Source organism: Chryseomicrobium imtechense (genome assembly GCF_041475995.1).
In the GTDB taxonomy this organism is placed as follows: domain Bacteria; phylum Bacillota; class Bacilli; order Bacillales_A; family Planococcaceae; genus Chryseomicrobium; species Chryseomicrobium aureum.
This window is the reverse complement of sequence record NZ_JBGOBM010000003.1, coordinates 188,146-201,390: the sequence shown is the minus strand read 5'-3', so window position 1 is coordinate 201,390 and position 13,245 is coordinate 188,146. Positions and strand designations below refer to the sequence as shown.

The 13,245-nt window shown below is 43.2% G+C and carries 14 protein-coding genes; 9 read left to right on the top strand and 5 right to left on the bottom strand.

The annotated features are described in order from the left end of the window. Positions 1-55: 55 nt before the first annotated feature. Positions 56-559, top strand: coding sequence for an LURP-one-related/scramblase family protein (locus AB5N96_RS04195; protein ID WP_204590061.1), 504 nt, complete (start codon positions 56-58; stop codon positions 557-559). Positions 560-580: 21 nt separating this feature from the next. Here AB5N96_RS04195 and AB5N96_RS04190 read toward each other — a convergent pair whose 3' ends face one another. Continuing rightward, entirely contained in the window at positions 581-1,690 is a 1,110-nt protein-coding gene (locus tag AB5N96_RS04190; RefSeq protein WP_499704724.1) for a site-2 protease family protein, read from the bottom strand. Positions 1,691-1,702: 12 nt separating this feature from the next. Next, the gene (locus AB5N96_RS04185) at positions 1,703-2,221 is read right to left on the bottom strand and encodes a DUF1648 domain-containing protein (RefSeq protein ID WP_499704723.1); all 519 of its coding nucleotides are present in this window, start codon (positions 2,219-2,221) and stop codon (positions 1,703-1,705) included. Between the two features lie 204 nt (positions 2,222-2,425). On the opposite strand from AB5N96_RS04185, the gene AB5N96_RS04180 reads away from it, so the two are divergent. From AB5N96_RS04180 to AB5N96_RS04155, 6 genes are all read left to right on the top strand, one after another. After that, complete coding sequence (locus AB5N96_RS04180) at positions 2,426-2,878, top strand: Lrp/AsnC family transcriptional regulator (protein ID WP_499704722.1); 453 nt, start codon at positions 2,426-2,428, stop codon at positions 2,876-2,878. Between the two features lie 146 nt (positions 2,879-3,024). After that, entirely contained in the window at positions 3,025-4,629 is a 1,605-nt protein-coding gene (locus tag AB5N96_RS04175) for a gamma-glutamyltransferase family protein (protein ID WP_499704721.1), read from the top strand. After that, on the top strand, positions 4,623-5,210 hold the full coding sequence (locus AB5N96_RS04170; protein ID WP_499704720.1) for a chromate transporter: 588 nt from the start codon (positions 4,623-4,625) through the stop codon (positions 5,208-5,210). Before AB5N96_RS04175 ends, AB5N96_RS04170 begins: the two co-directional genes overlap by 7 nt. Beyond that, the gene (locus tag AB5N96_RS04165; protein ID WP_499704719.1) at positions 5,207-5,743 is read left to right on the top strand and encodes a chromate transporter; all 537 of its coding nucleotides are present in this window, start codon (positions 5,207-5,209) and stop codon (positions 5,741-5,743) included. Before AB5N96_RS04170 ends, AB5N96_RS04165 begins: the two co-directional genes overlap by 4 nt. A gap of 9 nt (positions 5,744-5,752) precedes the next feature. Beyond that, positions 5,753-6,529, top strand: coding sequence for a DUF695 domain-containing protein (locus AB5N96_RS04160; protein WP_499704718.1), 777 nt, complete (start codon positions 5,753-5,755; stop codon positions 6,527-6,529). Between the two features lie 39 nt (positions 6,530-6,568). Next, a complete protein-coding gene (locus AB5N96_RS04155; protein WP_499704717.1) occupies positions 6,569-7,126 on the top strand; it encodes an MEDS domain-containing protein in 558 nt (185 codons plus the stop codon). A 32-nt stretch (positions 7,127-7,158) separates the two neighbouring features. Here the strand turns inward: AB5N96_RS04155 and AB5N96_RS04150 are convergent, their stop codons facing one another. The 3 genes from AB5N96_RS04150 to garR are packed head-to-tail and all read right to left on the bottom strand — an operon-like array spanning position 7,159 to position 10,847. Then, positions 7,159-8,502: a GntP family permease gene (locus AB5N96_RS04150; RefSeq protein WP_499704716.1), complete on the bottom strand. Its 1,344-nt coding sequence runs from the start codon at positions 8,500-8,502 to the stop codon at positions 7,159-7,161. 15 nt (positions 8,503-8,517) lie between these two features. Continuing rightward, a complete protein-coding gene (locus tag AB5N96_RS04145) occupies positions 8,518-9,954 on the bottom strand; it encodes a four-carbon acid sugar kinase family protein (RefSeq protein ID WP_499704715.1) in 1,437 nt (478 codons plus the stop codon). Continuing rightward, positions 9,951-10,847 (bottom strand): 2-hydroxy-3-oxopropionate reductase, encoded by an 897-nt coding sequence (garR, locus tag AB5N96_RS04140; protein ID WP_499704808.1) that lies wholly within the window; start codon positions 10,845-10,847, stop codon positions 9,951-9,953. The genes AB5N96_RS04145 and garR overlap by 4 nt, the downstream gene beginning before the upstream one ends. Before the next feature lie 161 nt (positions 10,848-11,008). Between garR and AB5N96_RS04135 the strand changes: the two genes are divergently transcribed. Next, positions 11,009-11,620 (top strand): GntR family transcriptional regulator, encoded by a 612-nt coding sequence (locus AB5N96_RS04135; protein WP_499704714.1) that lies wholly within the window; start codon positions 11,009-11,011, stop codon positions 11,618-11,620. Between the two features lie 99 nt (positions 11,621-11,719). Further along, the gene (locus tag AB5N96_RS04130; protein ID WP_499704713.1) at positions 11,720-13,228 is read left to right on the top strand and encodes a hypothetical protein; all 1,509 of its coding nucleotides are present in this window, start codon (positions 11,720-11,722) and stop codon (positions 13,226-13,228) included. Positions 13,229-13,245: the final 17 nt, after the last annotated feature.

The window sequence follows — 13,245 nt, the reverse complement described above, 5'->3', positions numbered from 1 at the left end:
TTTGCTTCCGTACTTCGTAAAGATATGTAGGTACAACGCGGAAGGGGATGCGGATATGAGACAACTCTATATCAAACAAAAAGTCTTTAGTTTAAATGGACAATTCACAGTGAAAGATGAGAACCAGAACGATGCTTATTTTGTAGAAGGTAGCTTCATGAAGATTCCAAAGACCTTCAGTATCTTTGACACGTCACGCACAGAAATTGCTATGGTTACGAAGAAAACCTTTAGTTTCTTACCCCAGTTCTTTCTAGAAGTGAACGGGCGTCAAATGATCACAATCAAAAAAGAGTTCTCCTTCTTCAAAGCGCGTTACACGATTGACGCTGCCGGAATTGAAGTACAAGGGAATTGGTGGGACATGACATTTGATGTTCTACAAAATGGAGAAGTCATTGGGAGTGTATCGAAAGAATGGTTTGCTTGGGGAGATAGCTATCAAGTCACTATCTATAAGGAATCTATGGAAGAAATTATGATTGGATTGGTAGTCGCGATTGATTGTGTGAAAGCAGATGAAGCGGCTGCATCGAATGCCGCTACGTCATTCAATTAAGAAGCAGCTGGCCTCATGGGGTCAGCTGCTTCTTGCATCCTGGAGTAAATCACGTAGCACAGACTTCAGAGCGGTAGCTTCTAAATAGAGTGGATGCCAATCGCCTAACTCTTTTTCAGTGGCATAAATAGCGGTTATCGCCTCATTCTTATCACCAGAAATAAGTGCTAAATACGCATCGCGCAGATGACGAGAGACCTTGTCACGGTCACTAATTTGGCGGAGCTTTTCTTCAATACCTGGTTCTGTCCTCAATCTTCCTGCGTAATAGTAGTTCGTAATAACCGAGAGATCTGTAATGTCTTCTAAAATACTACTTTGCTTTGTCCGCTCTAAAAACGCTCTGTCTTCGGAAAGCTCTATAATGCGTTCGGGGTCGCGAGAATAGTAGTACGGACTAACAGAAGCCAATAAAGACGCTGCAAGAGGCCAATTTTTATAACGCAAGATGATTTCTTCTGCTTCTTGCATGACATCATTCGTCCAACGTCCAGAGGCTGTAGGGTCTTGTTGCAATAGCTTATAGCTGATCAGTAACAGATCTGCCCCCGGCTCTTTTCCTTTTAACATCGCAATCACTCGCCCATCTGTCTGGGCACCACCAGTTTCCATCGATGTAAGGTTTGAGAGACCTGTAAACAGTTGAACTAGCGCAAATGTAAACCAGCCACTCCATCCGTAAATGTAGGATGGAATGAGTAGGGAGACGGCTACGACTATATTCGCTACAGGACCTCCGTAAATGAAAGGAATCAATCGTCTCCGCATTTCATGACCTGGTAATTGTGTGGGGAAGCGCAACATGGCACGTCCTATGTACCCCATAGCAGGTGCCTTAAAATAGAATTTAGATGCTCCATTCGTCTTTGCATAAATGAAGGGTCCGTAAGAAAGGTTCATCACTTCCATACCCGAAAGCTTACCAGCAAGTGCATGACCAGTTTCGTGCAAAATAATAGCGAAAATAAAACTAGCAATCGCGATGAGTAGAATTGATAGAACACTCATTAAGCTGAAAGTGATGTCATGGGTAAAGTAGTAACTGACGATTGCGAACCCTGCTATCCCACCAACGATGAATTGAGAGAGTGGGGTCTTCCAACTTGATTTACCTCTTTGTCTAGTTTCCATGGGATAGCTCCTTTATGACTTTTGTTTCGACTGATACCGAAACATCTTGATGAAGAAGTAAATCACCGGCGCAAATATCCCCGTCAAAAATACTGGCATGAACCAGTTCTCTAAGAATGGTGAATGGCCACGCGCAATTTGAACGACATCCCATGACAACCACGCAAACCCTGCCACAATGACGAACGTAATCCATACAAGCAGATTTCGGGACAATCGATAATAGAAAGGCGCATTTTCTTCTGTTATGTTAACAGGAAAGTTGTGCCATTCTGGCTTCTTTCGTAACCAAATCATGAAGAAACCCAGTACTCCAGAAATCACTGGCAACATAATCAATTCCCATTTTGACCCCCATCGTGTAATTTCGCCATCGATTCCAAAATGTGCAGGCAATTGTGCAGGTAGAGACCCCCACTGTACTGCAAGCCACCCGACCCATACGATATAAATCCCGATTGTCAGGATAATGAGAAGCCTCTCGAATAAAGTAGATTCTAATTCGATGTGAGGACGATTTTGTTTCCACATAAAAACCACTCCTTTCCTTTAGTACGAAAGAAGTGGTCAAACGTTTCACAAATTCACTATTTCCCGGGAAATACCAACACAATTCGACACTGCGTAACGAAGGAGCAAGGAAAACCTTGCTTCTTTTTCAATTTGATTAAAAATGAGGTATATTTGAATCATAACGTAATGAAGAGCTGGGATTTAGTAAGGGAGAGTGTGAGAATGGAACGAATAGATGCTACAGATAAAAAAATATTAGAATTGCTAACGATGAATGGGCGGATGTCGTATGTAGACATCGGAAAGGAACTAGGGCTTTCACGAGTTGCTGTTCGTGAACGCGTCCATGACCTACAAGAACGTGGTATCATCGAGCGCTTCACAGTCGTCGTCAATTCAGAAAAAGTTGGCAAAAGCGTATCTGCTTTTTTTGAAGTGGATTGTGAGCCAAAATCATTGGTTGAAGTGGCCGAAAATCTCGCAGAGAACGCAAATGTGGCGAGCTGTTACCAAATGACGGGGCCTTCAACACTTCATATGCATGTGCTAGTAGATGACTTCCAAAGCCTTGAGAAGTTTATTAACGAAGAACTGTATGCTTTTGAAGGAATCACACGTGTAGAAAGCCATATTTTATTGCGCAGATTTAAAAGTAGAAGTGGATTGAAATTATAAATGTAAGCCACAGGTGAGTTTTTCTCGTCTGTGGTTTTTTGGTGGATTCTACTCGAAATTTTCTGTATACTTCTAGATGGTAAACATTTGTTAATCAAATGATGAAAAAAACTTAACATTTGAAATTGAATGGAGGCACTTTATTAATGGATCACTTATATCACCCGTTTCCAGGGAAACGAAACACGGTCTTTGCTAAGAATGGAATGGTTGCTACATCACAGCCGCTTGCGGCTCAAGCGGGGCTCGATATTTTAAAAAAAGGTGGAAATGCAATTGATGCTGCGATTGCAACGGCTGCTGCACTTACGGTTGTAGAACCAACATCGAACGGCATAGGTGGAGATGCATTTGCACTCGTCTGGGTGAAAGATCAGCTACATGGTTTGAATGCTTCAGGGCCAGCACCAAAAAGTATTTCTGCAGAGAAAGTGAAAGAAGCCGGACACAATCAAATGCCTGTCTTTGGTGTGTTGCCAGTGACAGTACCTGGTGTGCCAGCGGGGTGGATTGAACTTTCTCGTAAGTTTGGGAAGTTGCCATTCAAAGAAGTAGTAGAGCCCGCAATACGTTACGCAGAAGAAGGCTATCCGATTTCACCGATCCTTGGGAAGTTTTGGAATGGTGCACATAAGAAGTTTAAGGAAATCTATAAAACAGAAGAGTTCGAGAGCTGGTTTGAAACCTTTGCCCCTGGTGGGAACGCTCCACAAATTGGAGAAATGTGGTCTTCTCCAGGACACGCATCTACTTTACGTGCAATTGCAGAAACGGAAGCAGAAGCGTTTTATAAAGGGGATCTTGCTGATAAAATCGATGCCTTCATGAAAAAGCATGGAGGATATTTGTCGAAGGAAGATTTAGAGAGCTACGAAGTAGAATGGGTCGAGCCGCTCAGTGCGCACTACAAAGGGTATGATGTTTGGGAGATTCCACCGAACGGGCAAGGTGTGATTGCACAGATGGCGCTCAAAATTTTCGAGAAGACAGGGGATGCGAAGTGGCAAGATGCCGATACGCTTCACCGCCAAATTGAAGCAATGAAACTCGCATTCACAGACGGAAAAGCATTTATTACGGAACAAAATGAAATGCCAGTTGATCCGCATCATCTATTATCCGATGAGTATGCAGAAGCACGTGCTTCAAGAATTACAGAGGAAGCGATTCATCCGGAGCCTTATGACCTTCCACGAGGTGGAACTGTTTACTTGGCAGCGGCAGATTCAGAAGGAAACATGATTTCTTACATTCAAAGTAACTATATGGGCTTCGGTTCAGGGATTGTCATCCCAGGGACGGGAATCGCTATGCAAAACCGTGGTCACGACTTCTCACTTGATGAAAACCACCCGAACTATTTGCAACCAGGAAAGCGCACGTACCACACAATCATTCCAGGGTTCCTTACTAAAGGTGGTCAAGCAGTTGGACCATTTGGGGTGATGGGTGGCTACATGCAACCACAAGGTCATTTCCAAGTTGTTTCAAGCACAGTGGATCATCACTTGAATCCGCAAGCGACACTTGATATGCCTCGCTGGCAGTGGATTGAAGGCAAGACGATTCATGTCGAGCCAGAATTTCCAAACTACTTGGTGCAGGCACTGATTCGCAAAGGGCATACAATTCAAGTCTTGCCGGACGGAGGAAGCTTTGGGCGCGGGCAAATCATCTGGCGGGATCCTGAAACGGGTGTATTGCAAGGTGGTACGGAATCTCGTACAGATGGATCGGTGGCTGCGTGGTAAATCCGACTCCTTCTGCGCGTCCGAAGGGGAAACTTTATAAAGAGCTCGCAGCAGGGTTCTTTCGTGTAGGGATGTTGGGATTTGGTGGAGGACCTTCTGCCATCCCACTCGTTCACACAGAAGCTGTGAAAAAGTATGGATGGATGACTGATGACGAGTTTAGTGATGTACTTGCGCTTGGTAACGCGATGCCAGGGCCCATTGCGACGAAGATGGCTGGTTATATTGGCTACCGAGTGGCGGGCTGGATTGGGATGCTCATTGCGCTCGCAGTGAATGTCGTTCCGACTGTAATCGGGGTCATCGTGTTACTCAAGCTTCTTGAGATTTACAAAGACCTGCCTGTTGTTCAAAACATGGCAAATGCGGTTATTCCTGTCGTCACAGTCATGCTCGGTGTGTTGGCCTGGGATTTTGTGAAAAAATCGGGGGAAACTATTGGCTGGATGAAAGCAGTTGGAGCGCTAGTGATTGCGTTCGTGGCCATGTATGTACTAAACGTGCACCCGGCGATTGTCATTCTAGCGGTCTTTGCACTCATCTTCTCACCACTTCTTACTAGAAGGGGGCGAGCATCATGATTTACTGGGAATTATTTATTGCCTTCTTAATTCCGGGGATTCTCGGGTATGGGGGAGGTCCAGCAGCCATTCCACTTGTACAAGTGGAAGTCGTGGAGCGATACGGCTGGATGACCAATGCCGAGTTTTCGGAGATGGTGGCAGCAGCCAATGCTCTTCCTGGACCAGTCGCAACAAAGATGGCCGGCTTTGTGGGCTACGATCAAGCAGGTGTAGTGGGTGCGTTGGTTGCTCTCTTCGCAGCAGTGGGGCCTTCTCTGCTGATGATGATTCTTTTATTAAATCTGATTTGGAAACATAAAGAATCCGTTTACGTGAAAAGTTTGACGCGCTGGATCCGTCCAATCATTGCCGTATTAATGATTGTGTTGACCTATCAATTTGTACAGGATTCCTATACACTTAATGGTATCTGGGTGACGCTTTTTTTAGTCATCAGTGCGTATTTGTTATTAGAACGTGTCAAGATGCACCCTGCATTTGTCATTCTACTCGCACTTGGCTTTGGGGCGGTCACTACATACTTGTTGTAGGAGGCGCTTATGGAAGATCGATGGATTGGATACGAATCGATGAAATTTGAAGTACCAGTAACCGTAGTGATGGTAGATGGATTAGTGGAAGATGGACTGCATCACGCTTATCCATACGCGATGAAAATTCTTTTAACTCTTCAACAACCGAATGAACATGGTCTGCCTGAGCTACCTGAACTCGATTCGTTGAACGATCAAGAAGAACCCTTTCTTGATGTATGGGAAAAACAAGGCTTCCTTTATGCAGGTAGACTAACAGGCAATGGAGAACGCTCAATCATTCTTTATGGAAAAAGTGAAAGCCAGTTAGCCGAGTTGCAGTCTACAGCGGAACAGGCTTTTTCAAACTACTCGCTCGAAGTAACGCGGTTAGAAGAACAATCGCCTTGGGACTATTATTTAGAAGTACTGGTTCCAGATGTCTTTGAAATACAGGTGATGAACGATTATGAACTACTCGGACAACTTGAAGAAAATAAAGACTCTGGAGAAGTCGTTCGCAGAGTGGACCACTGGAGCTACTTTCCGACAAGTGAAGCAGCTAAGGCTTATCAAGAATACTTAGAGGATAAGGGCTTCATGATAGAAGAGGTTGCCGAACAGCCCGACGAGGATGGGGTTTATTTGGTTCAATTCTTTAAAGATGATCAACCCATTGAAATCAGTGATACGACACTCCCTCTTTTACAAAAAGCTCTTGAGCTAGATGGGGATTATGATGGGTGGGAAACAGCTGTTATTGCAAAAAAATCAAGATTTCTTAATTTCCTGCGTCGAAACTAGACGTTTGTCTCGGAATCCTCATGGAGAGTTGGAAAACCTATGAAATCAACTGTTCAACAGCTAGTTGATGAAAAGCGAAACGTTCATATTCTTTACGCATTCACTGGAGACGATAATTACTTTCGAGAGTTGTATCAATTTATCGAAGATGGAATTCGAAATGGAGAGCATGTCTTACTTGTTGAAAACGAGCGTGTAGCAAATCAAATTCAAAAAGAAGTGAAAAGAAAGTATTCTACTAAACAACTCGAGCAAATCCATTATGTAAACAGTCTGCATTTTTACTGGTCAAGTGGCAGTTATAACCCACCTGCTATCCAAGATTATTTTACTGAAATGGTTTCCCCGTTTGTTGAGAGTGAACAACCATTCCGGTCTTGGGCTCATGTGGAATGGGAGAGTATCAATGAACCACTCCATTTGATAGAGGAATTCGAGACGATTGTAGACAATGCAGTGAATGATTTAGAATTTCCTTTGATTTGTGCTTATGAATTAAAGAAAATGCCTGAAAGACTTCAAATCATTCTTTTAGAAACACACCCGTATGTGCTTGAAGATGAACTTGTATCTGAATCCTCTATCTATACACCATAAAAAAACCACGTCAACTGCGACGTGGTTTTTGTTTACAGTCCTGGCAAGAAGCCTGCAAACAGACTTAAGATGAAGACGGTTACGAGGGCTGTGACACCGGCAATAAATCCACCTAACGTCCAAGCTTGTAATGTCTGTGTAACTGTCAATTTCCCGAATCGAGACACAACCCAGAAACCGGAATCGTTTGGTAATGAGAGGCCGATACCGCCCGCACAGATTGCAAGTCCAAGAAGAATTGGAGATACTCCGAGTTCGCCAATCATTGGCCCTAGGATACTTGAAGTAGTCACCAATGCTACTGTTGCAGATCCTAAGGATGCCCGTAAAATTTGAGAGAAAATGAATGCGAGTAAAAGCACTGGAATACTCCAGTCTTGCATCGTTGCAATCAAGTGATCGCCAATCCCACTTTTATTAATTACTGCACCGAACGCACCACCTGCACCTGTGATCAAAATGATGACACCAGCTGAGCTGATAGCTTCCGTGTACAGACGCTCGCTCTTCACAGCAATGTATGGGCGTAAAACAATCAAAGCAACAACAACCGAGATAAAGAGGGCAACGTTCTTTTCCCCAATAAATCCTAATACAGCTGAGAGTGTCGTTTCAGGGAACCAAAGATTTGATAATGTGTTCAGTAGAATCAAGATGATTGGTAAACCGAGTAGGAAGAAGCTTAACCCTGTGCCGATTTCTTTTTTCGGTGCATCTGCAGGATCCACTTCGATTTCTTCTACATCTCCTGAATGTTGGATGCGTTTACCAATAAACATTCCGTATAAATAACCACCGACAAGCGTTGCTGGAATCGCGACGATCAAGCCGTATAAAATGAAGAAACCTAACTCTGCACCCGTATTTTCAGCAACTACTAAAGGACCTGGAGTTGGCGCAATCATATTGTGCGATACAATCAAACCGACACCTAGCGCAGTGACGAAGGAAACGACGGAGATTCCTGTCTTTGTCGCAAGGCTACGAATCAATCCGCTTAAAATGACAAACGCTGCATCAAAGAATACAGGGATAGATACCGCTGTACCTGTTAGAGCAAGTCCGGCAGGAGATTTTTTAACTCCGAACAAACGAAGGACCGCAGCTGCAATTTTCTCTACTGCACCTGAAGCGCCTAAAAATTGACCAAAAATAACACCAAGACCAATCAAAATACCAACGCCGGCGAGTGTATTACCGAAACCGGTAGTAACAGTAGCCGCGACTTCGTTCAATGGCATACCAATGATGAGACCTGTTGCTAACGCCACCCCAACGAGCGCCAAAAACGGCTCAAGCTTTACTTTCAAAATTAAAAAGAACAGCGCAGCGAGAGCCGCTAAAAACACAACGATCAATAAATTCCCTGTAAGCATACTGAATTTCCCCCTTTAATTTACGTGATTCTCCAACATTTCTACGACATCTTTTAGTGTATCCACTGATCCGACATTGCCTGGAAAAATAATATACGGCAAGTGTGGGAATCGACTTTCCTCTCCAGTCGTCCACACCGGAACGCCCGGTGCGACTTGACCAGCAACGGTTGCTCGCTTTACTTCTAAACCGCGCGTTCCAATATCACTTGATGTGATGCCCCCTTTGGCAATCAAATAGCGTGGTGTGTGAGCAAAATCATGAACAATGGATGTCACGGCTTCTGAGATGCGAACGGAGAGCTTAAGTTCTTCCTCTTCCATGCCTGGACCTAGATCGAGGCGTTCGCGTTTTGTATAGACGACAGCCGTTTTCCCACTCGCGACAAACGTTTCAGCTACTGTGCGTGCGCGTTCCACTTCTTGTGCAAAGATAGCAGCATCCTGCACGAGGTGTGCATCAAGTTCAATAAACGCGAGGTCTTTTAAAGAACGTAAAGCATCTAGTTGCTGTGTTGTCTTTTGAACATGCGAGCCAACCATAATCAATCCGCCACGTGTAGACGTGGCATCTGTTAATTCCTCTGCTGTAAGTAGAGGACGACTAGATATATTGCCAATCACTTTTGTGAAAGTAGCAGCAGTTCGGTATAAGAATTGTTTTCCTTCCGCCAGAGCACGGAGAAGCGCAATGCTGAAGATTTTCACATCTTGCTCTGTTAATGCATTCACGACAACTTTTTGGAAGTCGTGTACACTCATCAATTTTGAAACCATAGCATTGATTGAAAGTGTGCGAATTTCTTCTAGTGTGATGGAAACGGTTTGGTCTTTCGTAAAAGCACCCGCTGTTTTTTCTTCGATATACGCACCTAAGTGACTCGCTTGATAGCCAAAAGTACGGTCTTTTGCAAACTCCGTTTCACCCGCAGGAATCATTTCATCTCCTTGTACGACATAATGAATGTCATCGACAGTGAGGCGGCCCCCTTGTTCAAAGAACGGCAACAAGATCTCACCATCCATTGTCGTAGTGCCTTGTCTCTCAATTGTTTCTTTTAAAGTCAGTGTTTCGAGAGGGTAGTGGCCTCGTAGAGTTGAATCTCCACGACTGATCAACAGGTATGGAGTGTTCGTTCCTCTTGAAATCGCTTCAACTCGCTCAGCAATTTCTGTGTGCACCGTTGTTGTCTCTTGAGCGGTGAATGCACGAGAATTCGTTAAAATGAAAAACATACGGTTGTCTTCTGCGAATCCGGCACGAATCGAATCCTCGGACCAATCTGTATAAACCGAAACACCATGGACAGTCTGCACACCTGTTGGATCATCATCTAACACGATGATTTTGTGAGAGAGTTGTGCAAAGGCCTTTTCAAATAGAGTATCTACTTGTTCACTAGCAACAGTCGGATAAGTAGCAAGTGTCTGTGCTAAATTTTTTGTTGTCATTTTGTCTCACCAACTGTAAAATTCGCTAATTTTTCATAGTGCTGAATTAAACCGCCGTGATCATCTGCTGCCTTTCCGTCTGCTTTCATAGAATGGAGCATTTCCAGCACTTGGCTTGTAAGAGGTAGCGGCACAGCAAGCTCATGCGCAGTTTCCATAACGTTTGTTAAGTCTTTAGCGTTAATATCGATTCGTCCACCAGCTACAAAATTTCGTTCTAAGATAAGTGGTACTTTGGCATCGAGGACAGCACTTCCAGCAAGACCGCCACGGATGGCTTGATACATCTTATCGATATCGATACCAGCCTTTGCAGCTAAGATCAATGCTTCAGACATTGCGGCAATGTGTACATTGACTAAAATCTGATTGGCAAGCTTAGCAGTCGTTCCACTCCCTGTATCTCCAACGTGTGTTACAACACTTCCCATAGCTTCAAGTACTGGGCATGCTTGTTCAAAATCAGGTTCTTTCCCACCGACCATAATGGCAAGTGTTCCGTCGATTGCTTTTGGTTCTCCGCCACTAACAGGTGCGTCTAAGAATCCAATCGAGCGCTCAGCAAGCTTTGCAGCAATCTCGCGTGATGTGACCGGCGAGATTGAACTCATATCGATCACGATAGCCCCTTCGGAAGCGCTTTCGAAAACACCATTCGTATCAAATAAAACGCTTTGTACATGATTTCCGTTTGGCAGCATCGTAAAGATAATGTCGTTCCCTAGTGCGGCCTCTTTTGGAGAGTTCGCTCCTTTTGCACCTGATACTTGCATTTCTTCGATAGCGCTTACATTTATATCAAAAGCAGTTACGTTATAACCGGCTTTCAGTAAGTTCTTCGCCATCGGTCTACCCATGATTCCAAGACCAATAAATCCGATATTCACTGAAATTCCTCCTCAAATTATCTGTCAATTGAAGTTATTGTACACAATATATTTTATTTTGTATACAAAAAATAATTAAATGTATACAAAATTATCACTGGGAATTGGTGGACAAGCACTCTATACTTAGGAAAGAAGAGGTTTAGGAACGTGAGGAGTCGAAAAGTATGACCTTAAAATCAACATTGGCTTATAGTCAGGCCTACACATATATTCGAGATCAGATTTTAACAGGTGAGTTAGAGCGAGGAACGAAACTCGTGGAGGAAAAACTAGCGGACGAAATTGGTGTAAGCCGCACTCCGGTTCGAGAAGCGATTCGAAAGCTCGAACAAGAAGGATTAATTCAAAAAAAACGTGTTACCAATCCGACAGATACGGATCTGCGAAATCTATTTGAAGTACGTATTCTTTTGGAAAGCTACGCAGCACGCATCGCAGCAACCTATTTGAATGAAGAGCTTCGAAAAGAGCTGCGCCAATGTGTGACAATCGGTCGCGAAGGAACGCCAGAAGAAGTGATGGAAGCCAATGCACGGTTTCACGACATTATCGTGCAAGCAACCAACAATCCGGTGATGGTAGATACGATTGAGCGTATGCAGTCTATCATTTACTTGTTTAGAAAAACAGTTGTGTATCAAAAGCGTCCATTTTTGATTGATGAACATGACGCGATTTGTTCTGCGATTGAATCACATCAACCAAATGAAGCCGAGCGGTTGATGAAAGAACACTTAGAAGCAGATTTAGATTTTTGTTTACACATATTGCGTTAGTTCACACCTTCCCTGCGAAGGTGTTTTTTTATGGAAAAATTGAAACAATTTCCATGTTGCATCGTATATACTTAGCAATAAGGGGTGTGAGGAAGAACAGTGAAAACATTACTAAAGGGAAGTTTAGTTGTTGTCGGTCTACTCGCTTATTTAGCACTGAGCGGATGGATTATCTTTTCGCAGGATGCTTGGATGGGTCTATTTGTAGGCGTTTTATTAATTTTGGTACCATTTTTTCTGGGGATCGTATCCATTACCGCTCTATTCATAGGAAAAATTCCTGCATTCGGGATTCAATCAAGAGTAGGAGCTTTGGGGAACTTACTAAGTGCCAGTGTAGCTGGATTCTTGATTGTGGTACTAGTTGCTGCGAACAGCTTTGTATTGTTTGATACCGACCGTGAGTTTACAGCAGTGGATAAGTTCAATTGGTATGGGCAACTTGCAGGGATAAAGGGGATGCAGCAAGATACATATGAAGTAGAAGGTGAACACGCCATCTATATCGTTACTGAAGCAACAGAGAATAAAATTGAAGAGATTGAAGAGCTGTATCCGGCAATGGAAGCACAACTAGATCGTTTTTTACCCGCAGTTAAAACAAATGAAAAGCCAGAGATCGAACTTCATGAGTCCGCCTCTACGCTATCAGTGATGGAAATGGGCCCTCATACAGCAGGTGTGTTTTCGAAATTAACTGGACGAATGCATGTGCACATCGGTGTTGAAGATTGGATGCAGGTGCTTGTTCATGAATATGCTCACTACCGCGTTCATAGCTACCAACTTGAACAAACGGGTGGAATGGTCGATACGCTGCATTGGTTAGAAGAAGGGTTTGCTCAAATGGTATCCGCTGATCTTTATTTTATGGACGTTGAAAATTTCAAGGAAATCTCGTTAAGCGAGGCGAGTGATAGTGATTTACAGTATAAGAACCTGAGAGAGGGTAAAGACGTCTATACCTACGGTCATGTTATCACGACTGAATTACTACATACGGTGCCATTAAAACAATTCCAGAAATGGTTACTAGAAAGCGATAGTAAAGTTATTGAGGGAGAAATCCGTACTATTTATGATGTGGATGATACCACGGAAACACAAGTTGCATTACTAAATGCGTTTGAAAAGAGTGCAGATACTTATATGAATGCACATTTGAACCTCAATAAAATTACCACAAACGAATGGGAGACTGCTTTGTTGAATTTTAAAGAAACAAACTATTTTCAGATGCATCCTTATTTTTTGGAGTTGCTATACAATAAAGCTCTTAATGAATTAAATTTTATAGAAGCAGAAGAAATACTGAATGAGTGGGAGTCCATTCATTTATTTGCAACAACAACAGAAAAGCAGCAAAAGCTTGCGCGTCTTCTAGCAGGTAAAGGAGATTTAGAAAGCGCAATTACACAATTAGAACAATCATTGGAGTCACAAAGTCTTGAGGAACGAGATGAAGTTACAGAAATGAATTTACACGTATACAAGTTACTTTTAGAAGATCCCTTTCATCCAGAAGCACTTCAAATCATTAAAGAAAGACCGCTTTATTGGGACGGCACCGAAGAATGGTTACGTATGATTCAAGAAAGCCGAACATAACTCAAACGTAAGGAGGG

Bases quoted from the DNA above. Each gene is read 5' to 3' on its own strand.
- AB5N96_RS04195 (WP_204590061.1), top strand. From the start codon at position 56: ATGAGACAACTCTATATCAAACAAAAAGTCTTTAGTTTAAATGGACAA.
- AB5N96_RS04190 (WP_499704724.1), bottom strand. From the start codon at position 1,690: ATGGAAACTAGACAAAGAGGTAAATCAAGTTGGAAGACCCCACTCTCT.
- AB5N96_RS04185 (WP_499704723.1), bottom strand. From the start codon at position 2,221: ATGTGGAAACAAAATCGTCCTCACATCGAATTAGAATCTACTTTATTC.
- AB5N96_RS04180 (WP_499704722.1), top strand. From the start codon at position 2,426: ATGGAACGAATAGATGCTACAGATAAAAAAATATTAGAATTGCTAACG.
- AB5N96_RS04175 (WP_499704721.1), top strand. From the start codon at position 3,025: ATGGATCACTTATATCACCCGTTTCCAGGGAAACGAAACACGGTCTTT.
- AB5N96_RS04165 (WP_499704719.1), top strand. From the start codon at position 5,207: ATGATTTACTGGGAATTATTTATTGCCTTCTTAATTCCGGGGATTCTC.
- AB5N96_RS04160 (WP_499704718.1), top strand. From the start codon at position 5,753: ATGGAAGATCGATGGATTGGATACGAATCGATGAAATTTGAAGTACCA.
- AB5N96_RS04155 (WP_499704717.1), top strand. From the start codon at position 6,569: ATGAAATCAACTGTTCAACAGCTAGTTGATGAAAAGCGAAACGTTCAT.
- AB5N96_RS04150 (WP_499704716.1), bottom strand. From the start codon at position 8,502: ATGCTTACAGGGAATTTATTGATCGTTGTGTTTTTAGCGGCTCTCGCT.
- AB5N96_RS04145 (WP_499704715.1), bottom strand. From the start codon at position 9,954: ATGACAACAAAAAATTTAGCACAGACACTTGCTACTTATCCGACTGTT.
- AB5N96_RS04135 (WP_499704714.1), top strand. From the start codon at position 11,009: ATGACCTTAAAATCAACATTGGCTTATAGTCAGGCCTACACATATATT.